This window comes from Achromobacter sp. KK8 (assembly GCF_054188005.1).
In genome coordinates this window covers 3,636,181-3,653,737 of sequence record NZ_CM135178.1, presented here as the reverse complement: position 1 = coordinate 3,653,737, position 17,557 = coordinate 3,636,181, and the positions used below count along the sequence as shown (strand labels likewise).

Genomic DNA, 17,557 nt, shown 5'->3' with positions numbered 1-17,557 from the left:
GGTTTCCGCGCGTGGATTCCGGCGAAAAGCGGCAGATAATCGGCGACGAGATATAAAAACAATTTAGATACAAAAGACGCAAGCAGGTATAATCAAGTTTCAATGTGGCAAAGCAGAAACCGAAATAATGCGACATAAAACGCATTAATAGTTTTTGATTAATCCGTCCATGTTGAATTTCGCGAAAATCACGTCAATTGTCGTGATTTACGTGAAACAAATCCCGACGGGCCGGCAAACATCCGTCAAGAATTAACAAATCTTGACTCGTCAATTCTGACATTTGCACACAATATGCCGGCTACTAATCCCAAACTTGACTCGCGAATAATCCCTATGTCTTCGTTTCTGCTTAAGACCTCGGTTTCCGCCCTGGCGTTGGCATTCGTTCCTGTCACCTTTGCCCAGCCCGCCGCGGCGGATTCCAGCACTGCGGCGCCCGCCCCGGGCGTCACGACGTTGAACCAGATTGTTGAACAGACCCTGCTCAGCAACCCCGAAATCCAGGCGAAATACCACGATTTCCAGGCGTCGCTGGAAGGCCAGGCAGTGGCGCGCGGCGCGTTCTTCCCGCAAGTCAACGCGTTGGGCTATGTCGGCCGCGAATACCGCAACAACGTCCCCGGCGTCGGCTCGCAGAACTGGAACCGCCCCGGCTACAACTTCGAACTGCGCCAGCTGATTTTCGACGGTTTCCGCACCAGCAACGACGTCAAGCAGGCCGGGTTCGACAAGCTGGCGCGTTTCTATGACGTGCTGGCCACCAGCGACAGCACCGCCCTGGCCGCCGTGCAGGCCTATATCGACCTGCAGCGCTACCGCGACATGGAACTGCTGGCCCGCCAGAATTATTCGCTGCACGAGGAAACCCTCAAGCAGATCGGCCAGCGCACTGAATCCGGCGTGGGCCGGCGCGTCGACCTGGAACAGGCCGGCGGCCGCCTGGCGCTGGCCCAGACCAACCTGATGACCGAAACCACCAACCTGCTGGACGTGCAGCAGCGCTTCCAGCGCGTGACCGGCGCCCTGCCGCCCGAGTCGATGCAGCCGGTGCCGGACATCTCCGACAAGCTGCCGACCAAGCCCGGCAACTTCAACGAGTCGCTGCGCCGCAACCCCAGCTTCCTGTCCAAGCAGGCCGCCCTGCAGGCGGCGGAAGCGGGCGTGGCCTCCTCCAAGGGCGCGTTCTCGCCCAAGTTCGAATTCGTCGCCGCCACCGGCCGCGACCAGAACGACCCGACGCCGGAAAACCGCAACATCCGCAGCTCCAGCGTCCAGGTGGTCATGAACTACAACCTGTACCGCGGCGGCGCCGATTCGGCCCGGGTGCGCCAGACGGCGGCCCAATCCTACGCGGCCCGCGACGTGCGCGACTACACCTGCCGCAACGTGCAGCAGGACCTGGCCGTGGCCTGGAACAACATCACCAGCCTGCAGGAAAAGCTGCCCTTCCTGCGCGACCACGAAATGGCCACGGCCAAGGTGCGCGATGCCTATCGCCAGCAGTTCCAGATTGGCCAACGCACCCTGCTCGACCTGCTCAACACCGAAAACGAACTGTTCGAATCGCGCCGCGCCCTGACCAACGCGGTCTATGACCTGAGGCTGGCCCAGTATCGCTGGCTGGCGCTTTCGCATAAGCTGCTGCCGGCGCTGACGCTGCAGCCCGCGCGCAACGAAATGCCCGAGGAAAACGGCAAGCTGGTGGTGTCCGACGATGTCATCCGCCTGTGCAATTCCACGGTGCCCGATTCGGCGCGGCTGACGCCAGTGCGTGTGCAATACAACGAAGGCACCCTGCCGCCCACGCTGGTGCCGCTGAACGCGCCCGCCGCCCAGGCCCGTCCCTGACGAGGCGCGCGCAAGGAGGCCATATGGCTACAGAGGACAACGACTTTTCACGGTTGGATGCGGACTTCGTCCGCGTGTTGGAAGACTTGATCGACGCCTTGATCGCCAATGGCACCTTGCGCATGACGGACCTGCCGATACAGGCCCAGCAAAAACTCACCCAGCGCAAGCAACAGCGCGCGCGACTCTCGGAGCATCTGGACCTGCTGGATGACGATGATGGACAAGTTATCTGACGCCGCCGCCCGGGAATGGCGCGCCGACGCGCGCGCCGCGCATGACGACCCGCTGCTGGACTGCCTGGTCGAGATCACCCGGCTGCACGGCGTGGCGGCCACCGCGCAGGCGCTGTCCGCCGGCCTGCCGCTGGAGTCGCATCGCCTGACCCCGGCCCTGCTGCCGCGAGCGGCGGCGCGCGCGCAGTTGTCGGCGCGCGTGGTCAAGCGCCCGCTGGACGGCCTGCCGTCGGACCTGTTGCCGGCCATCCTGCTGCTGAATGGCGAGCGGGCCTGCCTGCTGCTCAAGAGGGATGGCGACAAGTGCGTGATCAGCCATCCCGAGCTCGGCGGCAGCGCGGTCGAGATGAGCGCGGCCGAGCTGGACGCGCAATACACCGGCCTGGTCTGTTTCGTGCGGCCGCAGTTCCGCTTCGATGCGCGCGCGCCGGAAGTGGCCAAGGTGCGCGAACGCCACTGGTTCTGGGCCGCCATCATGGAAAACCGGCGCCTGTACCGCGACGCGCTCATCGCCGCGCTGCTGATCAACATCTTCGCGATGGCGATGCCGCTGTTCACCATGAACGTGTATGACCGCGTGGTGCCCAACAACGCCGTCGAGACGCTCTGGGTGCTGGCGTTGGGCATCACCCTGGTGGTGATCTTCAACATGATCCTGAGCACGGCGCGCTCGCACGTGGTCGACAGCGCCAGCAAGCGCGTCGACGTGCGCCTGTCGGCGCAGATCATGGAACGGGTGCTGGACCTGCGCATGGAAGGCCGCCCGGTGTCGGTCGGCTCGTTCGCCGCCAACCTGCGCTCGTTCGAATCGATCCGCGACTTCATCGCCTCGGCCACCATCACCACGCTGGTGGACCTGCCCTTCATCCTGCTGTTCCTGGCCGCGCTGGCCTGGATCTCGCCATGGATGGTGCTGCCGCCGGTGGTGGCGATCGTGCTGATCCTGGTGGTGTCACTGGCCGCGCAGGCGCGCATGGAAGCGCTGACGATGGCTTCTTTCCAGGCTTCGTCGCAGCGCAATGCCACCCTGGTCGAGGCCCTGACGGGGCTGGAAGCGGTCAAGACCCTCAACGCCCAGGGCGCGATCCAGCGCAACTGGGAGCGTTCCACCGAGTTCATCGCGCAGACGGGCGGCAAGCTCAAGCTGATCTCGTCGTCCACCGTGGGCTTCGTGCAGGCGGTGCAGCAGCTGGTGTCGATCTCGGTCGTGATCATCGGCGTGTACCTGGCGCAGGATTCGGCCCTGTCGATGGGCGGCATCATCGCCGCCTCGATGATCGCCGGCCGCTGCCTGGCCCCGCTGGGCCAGGTGGCCGGCCTGCTGATGCAATACCAGAATGCCCGCACCTCGCTGGGTTCGATCGACAACTACATGAAGCTGCCGATCGAACGCCCGGCCGAGGCCGAGTTCCTGCACCGCCCGGTGTTCCATGGCGGCCTGGAATTCCGCGACGTCAGCTTCACCTACCCGGGCAGCACCCAGCCGGTGCTCAAGAAGGTGTCCTTCAAGCTCAAGCCGGGCGAAAAGGTCGGCATCATCGGCCGCATCGGCTCAGGCAAGACCACGCTGGAAAAGCTGGCCTTGGCGCTGTTCCAGCCGACCGAGGGCGCGGTCCTGCTGGACGGCGTGGACGTGCGCCAGATCGACCCGGCCGACGTGCGCCGCGCCATCGGCCACGTGCCGCAGGACCCGCTGCTGTTCTACGGCAGCCTCAAGCACAACCTGGCGATGGGCGCGCCCTACGCCGACGACGCCAGCATCCTGGCGGCGGCCAACATGGCCGGCGTGACCGAGTTCGCCAACCTGCACCCGAACGGCTTCGACATGCTCATCGGCGAGCGCGGCGAGTCGCTGTCGGGCGGCCAGCGCCAGTCGGTGGCGGTGGCGCGGGCGCTGATCAACGATCCGCCCATCCTGCTGCTGGACGAACCCAGCAGCAACATGGATCACCAGAGCGAGGCCCAGCTGCGCCGCCGCCTGGGCGAAGCCAGCGCCAACAAGACCATCCTGCTGGTGACGCACCGCACCGCCCTGCTGGAACTGGTCGATCGCCTGATCGTCATCGATAACGGCCACATCGTGGCCGATGGCCCCAAGGAACAGGTCGTCGAAGCCCTGCGCCAGGGGCGCGTCGGACGCGGAAGCTGAGAGCCGCATGGACAACACCACCGCCATCCCGAAACCCGCCCTTGCCCGGCCCGGCCTGCTCAAGCGGCTGTGGCTGCGCATACGCGGCGTCTTCATTTACTTCTTCGACCGCCTGCTCGACGGCGCCGAGAAAGGCAAACCCAAGGCGCGCACCGACTACGTCGGCAACGCCGAATGGGTCATCCACGAATCGCAGGCGCGCGGCGCCCGCGTGCTGCTGTGGACCAGCCTGCTGGCCGTCTTCCTGCTGCTGCTGTGGGCGGCCTTCGGCTATATCGACGAAGTCGTGCGCGGCGAAGGCAAGGTCGTGCCCTCGCGCCAGGTACAGATCATCCAGAGCCTGGACGGCGGCATCGTCGAGGAAATCCTGGTCAAGCCCGGCCAGGAGGTCGAGGCCGGCCAGATCCTGCTGAAGATCGATTCCACCCGCTTCGCCTCGTCGCTGGGCGAAAACAATGCCGAATACCTGTCGCTGCTGGCCAAGTCGGCGCGCCTGAAGGCGCTGGCCACGGGCGAACCCTTCGTCGCGCCCGAAGAAGTGCTGAAGCAGGCGCCCGGCCTGGCCGAAATGGAGCGCAACGCCTGGCAGGCCCGCACCACCGAACTGAACGCCACCGTCAACGTCGCCCGCGAACAGCTCAAGCAGCGCCAGGAAGAACTGCGCGAGACCATCGCCAAGCGCGACCAGGCGTCGGCCAGCTGCGGCCTGACCTCGCGCGAATTGCAGGTGACCCGGCCGCTGCTCAAGAGCGGCGCGGTGTCCGAGGTCGACCTGCTGCGCCTGCAACGCGACGTGGCCCGCTACTGCGGCGAACAGAAAGGCGCCGAGGCCCAGATCGACCGCATCCAGGCCTCCATCAAGGAAGCCCAGAGCAAGCTCGAGGAATCCGAGCTGAACATCCGCAACCAGGCCCGCAACGAGTTGTCCGAGACCAACACCAAGCTGTCGACCCTGCGCGAGGGCAAGCTGGCCCTGGCCGACCGCGTCAAGCTGGCCGAAGTGCGCGCCCCGGTGCGCGGCACGGTCAAGACGCTGTTCAACAACACCGTGGGCGGCGTGGTCCAGCCGGGCAAGGACATCATCGAGATCGTGCCCAAGGACGACACCCTGCTGCTGGAGGTGCGCATCCTGCCGCGCGACATCGGCTTCCTGCACCCCGACCAGAAGGCGGAGGTCAAGTTCACCGCCTACGACTTCGCCATCTATGGCGGGCTGGAAGGCAAGGTCGAGCAGATCGGCGCCGACACCGTGACCGACGAGAAAGGCAATTCCTATTACGTGGTGCGGGTCCGCACGGACCGCAGCACGGTGGGCGACAAGAACCTGCCCATCATCCCCGGGATGGTGGCCGAGGTCCACGTCCTGACCGGCAAGCGCACCGTGTTGCAGTACCTGCTCAAGCCGGTGCTGCGCGCGAAGGCCAACGCCTTTACCGAGCGTTAGAGGAGAGCGAGAAGGCTTTATGAAATCCGTTCCCGTCTTGTTGATTACGCACGACGACCTGTTGTGGCAGCACTGGCGCGCCCTGGATCCGGCGCGCTGGCTGGCGGCCCGCGGGCGCGGCCTGGCGGACCTGCAGCGCTGGCGCGAGCAGGGCCGCGCCCTGGCGGTACTGGACACCGACCTGCCGCGACTGCCGTCCTGGCAGGACCCCGCCTGGAATGCCCAGCTCGCCGGGCTACAGGTGGTGGTGGCCAGCGCCAGCCCCAACGACGAACAGGGCGCCCAGGCGCTGGGCGCCGGCGCATTGGGGTATTGCCACAGCTACGCCCCGGCGCCGGCCCTGGCGCAGGCGCTGGAGGTAGTCGCCTCCGGCGGCATCTGGATGGGTCGTTCGTTGGTGACGCGCCTGCTGCGGCTGGTCACGGAGCGCGCGCAGGACAGCCGGTCCTGGGACAACGGCACCCTGACCGAGCGTGAAACCACCGTGGCGCGCTACGCCGCCAGCGGCCAGTCCAACGCCCAGATCGCCGACGCGCTCGGCATCACCGAGCGCACCGTCAAGGCCCACCTGTCGGCGGTCTTCGAAAAACTCGAGGTGACCGACCGCCTGCAACTGGCGCTGCGGGTGCACGGCATCTCGGCGCCGGCCGATACGCGCAGCAAAATCCCCTCGTGAACCTGTCCTCGAGGACAATACCGCCGCGCGGCGGCCCCCTCTAGTATCTAGGCCATCTTGGATAACTCCCTGAAACGGAACCAACATGGCCAACTCCTCCCCCGCAGTCGTCAACGAAATCACCGGTCGCGCGTGGATACGCAATAGCGACGGTTCCCTGACCGAGCTGCACCAAGGCAGCAAGGTGCCCGCCGGCAGCGACATCGTCACGGCATCGGGCGCCACGGTGGCGCTGCAGGTGGAAAATGGCATGCCGATCGTGATCGGCGAAGGCCGGGCGGTGGCGGTCACCGAGGACATGGCCGGCCCGCTGGCCGACCCGACCGAAGCGGCCGTGGCCGCGCCCAAGGGCACCGACTCCGACCGCCTGCTGGCGGCCTTGCAAGCGGGCCAGGATCCGTTCGACGTGCTGGATCCGACCGCCGCCACCCTGACCGGCGGCAGCGGCGACGACGGCGGCGGCAGCTTCGTGCGCCTGGCCCGTATCCTGGAAACCACCAGCCCGCTGGACCTGGCCTACCCCAATCCGGGCCGCGGCGCCGACACGATCGACCGCGCCTCCAGCGGCGCCGGCGGTGACGGCGGTGACGGCGGTGACGGCGGCGCCGGTGGTGACGGCGGCGCCGCGGGCGACAACAACAACGCGCCCCTGGCCATCAATGACGTTGCCCGCACCGATGAAAAGAGCGCCGTGCGCGGCAACCTGCTGATCAACGACAGCGATCCCGACGGCGATCCGTTGAGCCTTGTCTCGATCAACGGCCGCCCCATGACGCCGAATGGCGTCGCTGTCACCGGCTCCAACGGCGGCACCTTCATCGTGCAGCCGGACGGCAGCTATGTGTTCGTGCCTGGCACCAGCTTCCAGCACCTGCCGGAGGGCCAGACCACGACCACCACGATTTCCTACGTGGTCACCGACCCCAGCGGCGCGACCTCCACCGCCACCGTGGAAGTAACCGTGGTCGGCGTCAATGACCCGGCCCAGATCACCGCCGCCAAGCCGGGCGACGACGCCGGCACGGTCAAGGAAGACGAAGTCTCCACCGCGAATGGCAAGCTCAATGTCGTCGACGCGGACGATGGCCAGTCGTTCTTCGTGGCCGTGGCCGACCGCGCGGGTGTGCACGGCACGTTCTCCATCGACGCCAACGGCAACTGGGTCTACAACCTGAACCAGGCCGACCCGCGCGTGCAGGCGCTGGCCGTGGGCGAGAAGCTGACCGAGACCTTCACCGTCACCACCGCCGACGGCACCACCGGCACGGTCACCATCACCATCAATGGCACCAACGACGCCCCGACCATCAGCGGCGAAGCGGCCGGCGACGTCAAGGAAGACGGCGCGCAGGAAGTCTCGGGCCAATTGGCCAAGCAGGACGTCGACACCAGCGACACCCATACCTGGTCCGTCAACGATGGCGGCAAGGGCCAGTACGGCACCCTGACCGTCGACCAGAACGGCAAGTGGACGTACGTGCTGGACAACAACAGCGACAAGGTCCAGGCGCTGGCCGAGGGCCAGAAGGTCACCGATACCATCACGGTGACCGTCGATGACGGCCACGGCGGCAAGGCCACCCAGGTCATCACGGTCACGGTCACGGGCACCAACGACGCCCCGACCATCAGCGGCACCACGGTCGGCGAGATCCGCGAAGACGACACCAGCGACACCGTGTCCGGCCAGTTGACCCAGCACGACGTCGATACCAACGACACCCACACCTGGACCGTCAACGATGGCGGCAAGGGCCAGTACGGCTCGTTCACGGTCGACGGCAGCGGCAAGTGGACCTACACGCTGGACAACGGCAGCGACAAGGTCCAGGCCCTGAAGGAAGGCGAAACGGTCACCGACACCATCACCGTGACTGTCGATGACGGCCATGGCGGCAAGGCGACTGAAACCATCACCGTCACCATCACCGGCACCAACGACACGGCCGTCATCACCCCGAGCAAGCCGGGCGACGATGCCGGCAACGTCAAGGAAGACGGCAACCTCACCACCGGCGGCAAGCTGGACGTGACCGACAAGGACGCCGGCGAAGCCACCTTCAACCCGCAGACCGACGCCAAGGGCGATCACGGCAAGTTCTCGATCGACGCCAACGGCAACTGGAAGTACGAACTCGACAACGACGATCCCAAGGTCCAGGCCCTGGCCGTGGGCGAGAAGCTGGTCGAAACCTTCACCGTCACCACCGCCGACGGCACCAAGAGCACCATCACCGTCACCATCGACGGCACCAACGATGATCCGAAGCTGAGCGGCAAGACCGACGGCGCCGTGGCCGAGGACGGCGCCACCAGCGCCACCGGCAAGCTCGACGTTACCGACGTCGACACTTCCGACACGCACACCTGGACCGTCAGCAACAACGGCGACGGCCAATACGGCAAGTTCACCGTCGATGCCAATGGCAACTGGAAGTACGAGCTGGACAACACCAGCGACAAGGTCCAGGCGCTGAAGGATGGCCAGAAGGTCACCGACACCATCACCGTGACCGTCGACGACGGCCATGGCGGCACCGCCACCAAGACCATCACCGTCGACATCACCGGCACCAACGACGCTGCCGTCATCACCCCGAGCAAGCCGGGCGACGATGCCGGCAACGTCGAGGAGGACGGCAACCTCGTCACCGGCGGCAAGCTGGACGTGACCGACAAGGACGCGGGCGAAGCCACCTTCAACCCGCAGACCGACGCCAAGGGCGAGCACGGCAAGTTCTCCATCGACGCCAACGGCAACTGGAAGTACGAACTCGACAACGACGATCCCAAGGTCCAGGCCCTGGCCGTGGGCGAGAAGCTGGTCGAGACCTTCACCGTCACCACCGCCGACGGCACCAAGAGCACCATCACCGTCACCATCGACGGCACCAACGATGATCCGAAGCTGAGCGGCAAGACCGACGGCGCCGTGGCCGAGGACGGCACCACCAGCGCCACCGGCAAGCTCGACGTCACCGACGTCGACACTTCCGACACGCACACCTGGACCGTCAGCAACAACGGCGACGGCCAATACGGCAAGTTCACCGTCGATGCCAATGGCAACTGGAAGTACGAACTGGACAACACCAGCGACAAGGTCCAGGCCCTCAAGGATGGCGAGAAGGTCACCGACACCATCACCGTGACTGTCGATGACGGCCATGGCGGCAAGGCGACTGAAACCATCACCGTCACCATCACCGGCACCAACGACACGGCCGTCATCACCCCGAGCAAGCCGGGCGACGATGCCGGCAACGTCGAGGAAGACGGCAACCTCACCACCGGCGGCAAGCTGGACGTGACCGACAAGGACGCGGGCGAAGCCACGTTCAACCCGCAGACCGACGCCAAGGGCGACCACGGCAAGTTCTCCATCGACGCCAACGGCAACTGGAAGTACGAACTCGACAACGACGATACCAAGGTCCAGGCCCTGGCCGTGGGCGAAAAGCTGGTCGAGACCTTCACCGTCACCACCGCCGACGGCACCAAGAGCACCATCACCGTCACCATCGACGGCACCAACGATGATCCGAAGCTGAGCGGCAAGACCGACGGCGCCGTGGCCGAGGACGGCACCACCAGCGCCACCGGCAAGCTGGACGTCACTGACGTCGACACCTCCGACACGCACACCTGGACCGTCAGCAACAACGGCGACGGCCAATACGGCAAGTTCACCGTCGATGCCAATGGCAACTGGAAGTACGAACTGGACAACACCAGCGACAAGGTCCAGGCCCTGAAGGATGGCGAGAAGGTCACCGACACCATCACCGTGACCGTCGACGACGGCCATGGCGGCACCGCCACCAAGACCATCACCGTCGACATCACCGGCACCAACGACGCTGCCGTCATCACCCCCAGCAAGGATGGCGATGACCAAGGCAACGTCAAGGAAGACGGCAACCTCGTCACCGGCGGCAAGCTGGACGTGACCGACAAGGACGCAGGCGAAGCCACGTTCAACCCGCAGACCGACGCCAAGGGCGACCACGGCAAGTTCTCGATCGACGCCAACGGCAACTGGAAGTACGAACTCGACAACGACGATCCCAAGGTCCAGGCCCTGGCCGTGGGCGAGAAGCTGGTCGAAACCTTCACCGTCACCACCGCCGACGGCACCAAGAGCACCATCACCGTCACCATCGACGGCACCAACGATGATCCGAAGCTGAGCGGCAAGACCGACGGCGCCGTGGCCGAGGACGGCACCACCAGCGCCACCGGCAAGCTGGACGTCACCGACGTCGACACCTCCGACACGCACACCTGGACCGTCAGCAACAACGGCGACGGCCAATACGGCAAGTTCACCGTCGATGCCAATGGCAATTGGAAGTACGAGCTGGACAACACCAGCGACAAGGTCCAGGCCCTCAAGGATGGCCAGAAGGTCACCGACACCATCACCGTGACCGTCGACGACGGCCATGGCGGCACCGCCACCAAGACCATCACCGTCGACATCACCGGCACCAACGACGCTGCCGTCATCACCCCCAGCAAGGATGGCGATGACCAAGGCAACGTCAAGGAAGACGGCAACCTCACCACCGGCGGCAAGCTGGACGTGACCGACAAGGACGCGGGCGAAGCCACGTTCAACCCGCAGACCGACGCCAAGGGCGACCACGGCAAGTTCTCGATCGACGCCAACGGCAACTGGAAGTACGAACTCGACAACGACGATCCCAAGGTCCAGGCCCTGGCCGTGGGCGAGAAGCTGGTCGAAACCTTCACCGTCACCACCGCCGACGGCACCAAGAGCACCATCACCGTCACCATCGACGGCACCAACGATGATCCGACGCTGAGCGGCAAGACCGACGGCGCCGTGGCCGAGGACGGCACCACCAGCGCCACCGGCAAGCTGGACGTCACTGACGTCGACACCTCCGACACGCACACCTGGACCGTCAGCAACAACGGCGACGGCCAATACGGCAAGTTCACCGTCGATGCCAATGGCAACTGGAAGTACGAACTGGACAACACCAGCGACAAGGTCCAGGCCCTCAAGGATGGCGAGAAGGTCACCGACACCATCACCGTGACTGTCGATGACGGCCATGGCGGCACCGCCACCAAGACCATCACCGTCGACATCACCGGCACCAACGACGCTGCCGTCATCACCCCCAGCAAGCCGGGCGACGACAAGGGCACCGTCCAGGAAGACACCACCCTGACCGCCAACGGCAAGCTGGACATCGTCGACAAGGACGCCGGCGAAGCCACGTTCAACCCGCAGACCGACTTCCAGGGCCAGTACGGCACGTTCTCCATCGATGCCAACGGCAATTGGAGCTTCAAGCTCGACAACGACGCCAAGGCCATCCAGCAGCTGGGCGCCAAGGAGCACCTGACCGAGACCTTCACGGTCACCAGCGCCGACGGCACCACGGGCCAGGTCGTCATCACCATCAACGGCACCAACGACGCCCCGACCATCACGGGCGCGGCCACCGGCGACGTCACGGAAGACGGCGCCAAGGCAGTGTCGGGCCAGTTGACCCAGCACGACGTCGACGTCAACGACAAGCACACCTGGTCGCTGGACAACGACGGCAAGGGACAGTACGGTTCGTTCACGCTCGACCAGAACGGCAAGTGGACCTACACGCTGGACAACGACAGCGCCAAGGTCCAGGCCCTGGCCGAAGGCCAGAAGGCCACTGAAACCATCACCGTGACCGTCGACGACGGCAACGGCGGCAAGGCCACCCAGGTCATTACCGTGACGGTCACCGGCACCAACGACGCCCCGACCATCACCGGCACGGCCACTGGCCAGATCCAGGAAGGCAGCAACCAGGACGTGAGCGGTCAGCTGACCAAGCACGACGTCGACACCAACGACACGCACACCTGGTCGCTGAACAATGACGGCAAGGGCCAGTATGGTTCCTTCACGCTCGACCAGAACGGCAAGTGGACCTACAAGCTCGACAACGCCAATCCGGACGTCAAGGCGCTCAAGGATGGCGAACACCTGACCGACACCATCACCGTGACCGTCGACGACGGCCATGGCGGCAAGGCCACCCAGGTCATCACCATCACCGTCGATGGCACCAGCGACGGCGCCGTGATCACCCCGAGCAAGCCGGGCGACGACAAGGGCACCGTCCAGGAAGACACCACCCTGACCGCCAGCGGCAAGCTCGACGTCGTCGATCCGGATGCCGGCGAGGCCGTATTCCGTCCGCAGACCGACTTCCAGGGCCAGTACGGCAAGTTCTCGATCGACGCCAACGGCAACTGGAGCTTCAAGCTCGACAACGACGCCAAGGCCATCCAGCAACTGGGCGCCAAGGACCATCTGACGGAGACCTTCACCGTCGTGACCGCCGACGGCACCACCGGCCAGGTCACCATTACCATCAACGGCACCAACGACGCCCCGACCATCTCGGGCGTGGCCACGGGCGCGGTCAAGGAAGACGCGGCCGACACCACCGTGTCCGGCCAGTTGGCCAAGCAGGACGTCGATGCCACCGACAAACACACCTGGTCCGTCAACAATGAAGGCAAGGGCCAATACGGCACCTTCACCGTCGACCAGAACGGCAAGTGGACCTATGTGCTCGACAATGACAGCGCCAAGGTCCAGGCGCTGACCGAAGGCCAGAAGGTCACCGACACCATCACCGTAACCGTCGACGACGGCAACGGCGGCACGGCGACCCAGGTCATCACCGTCGATATCACCGGCACCAACGACGCCGCGGTCATCACCCCGAGCAAGCCGGGCGACGACAAAGGCACCGTCCAGGAAGACACCACCCTGACCGCCAACGGCAAGCTGGACATCGTCGACAAGGACGCCGGCCAGGCTTCGTTCAAGCCGCAGACCGACTTCCAGGGCCAGTACGGCAAGTTCTCCATCGACGCCAACGGCAACTGGAGCTTCAAGCTCGACAACGACGCCAAGGCCATCCAGCAACTGGGCGCCAAGGAGCACCTGACCGAGACCTTCACGGTCACCAGCGCCGACGGCACCACGAGCCAGGTCGTCATCACCATCAACGGCACCAACGACGCCCCGACCGTCAGCGGCACGGCCACCGGCGCGGTGGCCGAAGACGGCACCACGACCACGTCCGGCCAGCTGACCAAGACCGATGTCGACGTCAATGACAAGCACACCTGGTCCGTCAACAATGAAGGCAAGGGCCAATACGGCACCTTCACCGTCGACCAGAACGGCAAGTGGACCTATGTGCTCGACAATGACAGCGCCAAGGTCCAGGCGCTGACCGAAGGCCAAAAGGTCACCGACACCATCACCGTGACCGTCGACGACGGCAACGGCGGCACGGCGACCCAGGTCATCACCGTCGACATCACCGGCACCAACGATGCCGCCGTCATCACCCCGAGCAAGCCGGGCGACGACAAGGGCACCGTCCAGGAAGACACCACCCTGACCGCTAACGGCAAGCTGGACATCGTCGACAAGGACGCCGGCCAGGCTTCGTTCAAGCCGCAGACCGACTTCCAGGGCCAGTACGGCAAGTTCTCGATCGACGCCAACGGCAACTGGAGCTTCAAGCTCGACAACGACGCCAAGGCCATCCAGCAGCTGGGCGCCAAGGAGCACCTGACCGAGACCTTCACGGTCACCAGCGCCGACGGCACCACCGGCAAGGTGGTTATCACCATCAATGGCACCAACGACGCCCCGACGATCAGCGGCACGGCCACCGGCGCCGTCAAGGAAGATGGCACCCAGACGGTGACTGGCCAGCTGGCCAAGGCAGACGTCGACGTCAACGACAAGCACACCTGGTCGTTGAACAACGACGGCAAGGGCCAGTACGGCACCTTCACGCTCGACCAGAGCGGCAAGTGGACCTATGTGCTGGACAACAACAGCGCCAAGGTCCAGGCCCTGGCCGAAGGCCAGAAGGCCACTGACTCCATCACGGTGACCGTGGACGACGGCAACGGCGGCAAGGCCACGCAGGTCATCACCATCGACATCACCGGCACCAACGACGCCCCGACCATCGGCGGCACGGCCACCGGCGCCGTCAAGGAAGACGGCACGCTGGTCACCACCGGCCAACTGACCAAGACCGATGTCGACACCAACGACACGCACACCTGGTCCGTCAACAACGAGGGCAAGGGCCAGTACGGCACCTTCACCGTCGACCAGAACGGCAAGTGGACCTATACGCTGGACAACACCAGCACCAAGGTCCAGGCCCTGAAGGAAGGCGAAACCGTGACCGACACCATCAAGGTCACGGTGGACGATGGCCATGGCGGCACGGCGGTCAAGGACATCACCGTTACCGTCACCGGCACCAACGACATCGCCAAGATCACCGGCCAGTCCACCGGCGCCGTGATCGAGGACAAGACGCTGGTCACCACCGGCAAGCTGACGGTCTCGGACGCCGACGCCGGCCAGAGCGCGCTGATCGCCCAGACCAACGTGGCGGGCAAGTACGGCACGTTCTCGATCGACGCCAACGGCAACTGGACCTACACGCTGAACAACAGCCTGAAGGTGGTCCAGGATCTGCCGCCGGGCGCCGTGCTGAAGGAAACCTTCGAGGTCGTCTCGGCCGATGGCACCGGCAAGCAGCTGATCACGGTCGACGTGATCGGCACCAACGACGCGCCGGTGGCCGCCGACAACGCCACCAGCGTCGATGCCGGCAGCAGCCACACATTCACCGCCGCCGAGTTCAACTTCAATGACGGCGCCGAGGGCAACCAGCTCGACAGCGTCATCATCACACGCCTGCCGACGGACGGCACCCTGACGCTCAACGGCCAGGCAGTCTCGGTCAATACCGTGGTTTCGGCCGCGGACATCGCCGCGGGCAAACTGGTCTATACGCCTTCGGCCTCGGGCCAGGACACCTCGTTCGGCTTCCAGGTGCGCGACGATGGCGGCACCGCCAACGGCGGCAAGGACACGTCGGGCGACTACAACTTCGCCATCAAGACCAACAACATGATTACGGGGGAAAACACCGGCAGCGGCACCGGCACCAATCCGCCAATCAGCGGCGGCAGCGGTGACGACATCATCGTCGGCGACAAGGGAGGCACGGTCACCAATGTGGAACCGGGCAAGAACTACAACATCGCGCTGGTGGTGGACACCTCCGGCAGCATGAAGTGGGGCCTGGATGGTGCCCGGGATGCCTCTTACGAGCAATCGCGCATGAAGCTGGTCAAGGATGCGCTGATCAACCTGGCGACGCAACTGAGCAAGCATGATGGCGTGGTCAACGTTGCGTTGATCGGCTTTTCCACGGCGGCCGGGGAACCGCTGACCATCTCCGGACTCACTCCGGCCAAGCTGACCACCCTGTTGAATGCGATCAACGCCCTGTACGCCGATGGCGGCACCAACTATGAATCCGCTTTCAACACCGCAGTACAGTGGTTCAACGGCCAGAACAGCCAGGGCAGTTCGACGGCCGCCGGGTTCGAGAACCTGACATTCTTCCTGACCGATGGCAACCCGACCTACTACATGACCACCGACTGGTGGGGCAATCCGACGGTCGGGGGCAGTGGCAGCAGCACCGACAAGACGACGGTGCAGGAGTCCCTGGCCGGCTTTGGCCCGCTCGCGGACGTCAGCAAGGTGCACGGCATTGGCATCGGCCCGGAAATCAACAAGGACCTGCTGCAACTGTTCGATAATACCGGCGGAAGCGGCGCGACGTCCTATGCCGGTATCGGTTCCGGCAGCAGCGCCACGCTGGCCGACTTCAACAGCAATTCCACGTCCAGCAGCAACTGGAATAATCTGAACATCTGGAGCCGCAGCAACGATGGCAGCGGCAGTTCCATCGGCCGCAGTGGCAATACGCTGCAACTCGTCGACGTCAATGGCGGCGGCCATACGGTGGCGGGCAGCCCGACGTTCACCACGTCCAGCTACGTGAAGTTCTCGTTCGGCGTCAGCACGATCAACTTCGCGACGGGCGACTCGTTCTCGTGGTCCATGCAGCGCTGGGATGGCAGCAAGTGGGTCACCGTGGACAGCGGCAAATACACCGCCGCCCTCTCCGGCTCGCAAACGATCACCACTGGACTGTTCCCGCCGGGTTCGTACCGCCTGGTCTACGACCTCTCCGACAATACGGACAACGGCCAAAGCGCCACAGTCCGCATTGACAACATTGTCCAGACCTCGTTCACCTCGTCCAACGTGGTGAGCTCGAACGGCGGCGACGTCGACATCGTGCTCAAGCCAGGCGACCTCGACGCCGCCTTGCAGGGCGGCAAGGTCAACACAGACCCGGCACCGGTCGGCAACGACATCATCAATGGTGGCGCGGGGCATGACATCATCTTCGGCGATACGATCAACACCGATCACCTCACCTGGGGCGATGTCGCGGCGGGCACGCACGACGGGCAAGGCATGAAGGCGCTGGTGGACTACCTGACCTTCAACCTTGGCCGTCCGGCGACCAGCACCGACGTCTACTCGTACCTGAAGGACCACCACGCCGACTTCAACCTGGCCGACGACCCGCGCGGCGGCGATGACACGATCCACGGCGGCACCGGCGACGACATCATCTACGGCCAGGGCGGCAACGATACCCTGTACGGCGACGATGGCAACGACATCATCTATGGTGGCGCCGGCGACGACAAGCTGTACGGCGGCGAAGGCAACGACGTGCTGCATGGCGGCTCGGGCAACGACACGCTGGAAGGCGGCAACGGCAACGACCTGCTGATCGGCGGCAAGGGCGACGACACGCTGATCGGCGGCGCCGGCAGCGATACCTTCAAGTGGGAACTGGGCGACCAGGGCACGACCGCCAAGCCGGCCGTCGACACCATCAAGGACTTCTCGCTGGACAAGCCCGCCGATGGCGGCGACGTCCTGGACCTGAAGGACCTGCTGGTCGGCGAAAAGGATGGCACCCTGACGCAATACCTGAACTTCCACAAGGAAGGCAACAACACGGTCATCGACGTCAACACCCAGGGCAAGCTTGGCACCCAGGGCGCGGACCAGAAGATCGTGCTGGAGAACGTCGACCTGACGCAGGGCGGCCAGCTGAACAACCAGGCCATCATCAATGACCTGTTGCAGAAGGGCAAACTGAACGTCGACCACAGCTAAGCAGCCGGCGGGCAGGGCCATTGCGCGGCCCTGCCCGTTCGGATGACAAGGTATGGCGACGCGGCGC

Annotated in this window: 6 protein-coding genes; all 6 read left to right on the top strand. The window is 65.0% G+C overall.

The window, feature by feature from the left end; translation table 11 throughout:
- The first annotated feature begins 336 nt into the window (after positions 1-336).
- The gene (locus tag ACVN9Z_RS16770) at positions 337-1,851 is read left to right on the top strand and encodes a TolC family outer membrane protein (RefSeq protein WP_024068383.1); all 1,515 of its coding nucleotides are present in this window, start codon (positions 337-339) and stop codon (positions 1,849-1,851) included.
- A 23-nt stretch (positions 1,852-1,874) separates the two neighbouring features.
- Complete coding sequence (locus tag ACVN9Z_RS16765; protein WP_006387947.1) at positions 1,875-2,087, top strand: hypothetical protein; 213 nt, start codon at positions 1,875-1,877, stop codon at positions 2,085-2,087.
- Positions 2,071-4,236 (top strand): type I secretion system permease/ATPase, encoded by a 2,166-nt coding sequence (locus ACVN9Z_RS16760; protein ID WP_006387946.1) that lies wholly within the window; start codon positions 2,071-2,073, stop codon positions 4,234-4,236. The genes ACVN9Z_RS16765 and ACVN9Z_RS16760 overlap by 17 nt, the downstream gene beginning before the upstream one ends.
- A gap of 7 nt (positions 4,237-4,243) precedes the next feature.
- Positions 4,244-5,680 carry an HlyD family type I secretion periplasmic adaptor subunit gene (locus ACVN9Z_RS16755; protein WP_006387945.1) on the top strand — a complete coding sequence of 479 codons (1,437 nt, stop codon included), beginning with the start codon at positions 4,244-4,246 and terminating at the stop codon, positions 5,678-5,680.
- Between the two features lie 19 nt (positions 5,681-5,699).
- Positions 5,700-6,356, top strand: a complete 657-nt coding sequence (locus ACVN9Z_RS16750; protein WP_006387944.1) for a helix-turn-helix transcriptional regulator — start codon at positions 5,700-5,702, stop codon at positions 6,354-6,356.
- 85 nt (positions 6,357-6,441) lie between these two features.
- Positions 6,442-17,490: a retention module-containing protein gene (locus ACVN9Z_RS16745; protein ID WP_458212412.1), complete on the top strand. Its 11,049-nt coding sequence runs from the start codon at positions 6,442-6,444 to the stop codon at positions 17,488-17,490.
- The last annotated feature ends 67 nt before the right edge of the window (positions 17,491-17,557 follow it).

Bases quoted from the DNA above. Each gene is read 5' to 3' on its own strand.
- ACVN9Z_RS16770 (WP_024068383.1), top strand. From the start codon at position 337: ATGTCTTCGTTTCTGCTTAAGACCTCGGTTTCCGCCCTGGCGTTGGCA.
- ACVN9Z_RS16765 (WP_006387947.1), top strand. From the start codon at position 1,875: ATGGCTACAGAGGACAACGACTTTTCACGGTTGGATGCGGACTTCGTC.
- ACVN9Z_RS16760 (WP_006387946.1), top strand. From the start codon at position 2,071: ATGGACAAGTTATCTGACGCCGCCGCCCGGGAATGGCGCGCCGACGCG.
- ACVN9Z_RS16755 (WP_006387945.1), top strand. From the start codon at position 4,244: ATGGACAACACCACCGCCATCCCGAAACCCGCCCTTGCCCGGCCCGGC.
- ACVN9Z_RS16750 (WP_006387944.1), top strand. From the start codon at position 5,700: ATGAAATCCGTTCCCGTCTTGTTGATTACGCACGACGACCTGTTGTGG.
- ACVN9Z_RS16745 (WP_458212412.1), top strand. From the start codon at position 6,442: ATGGCCAACTCCTCCCCCGCAGTCGTCAACGAAATCACCGGTCGCGCG.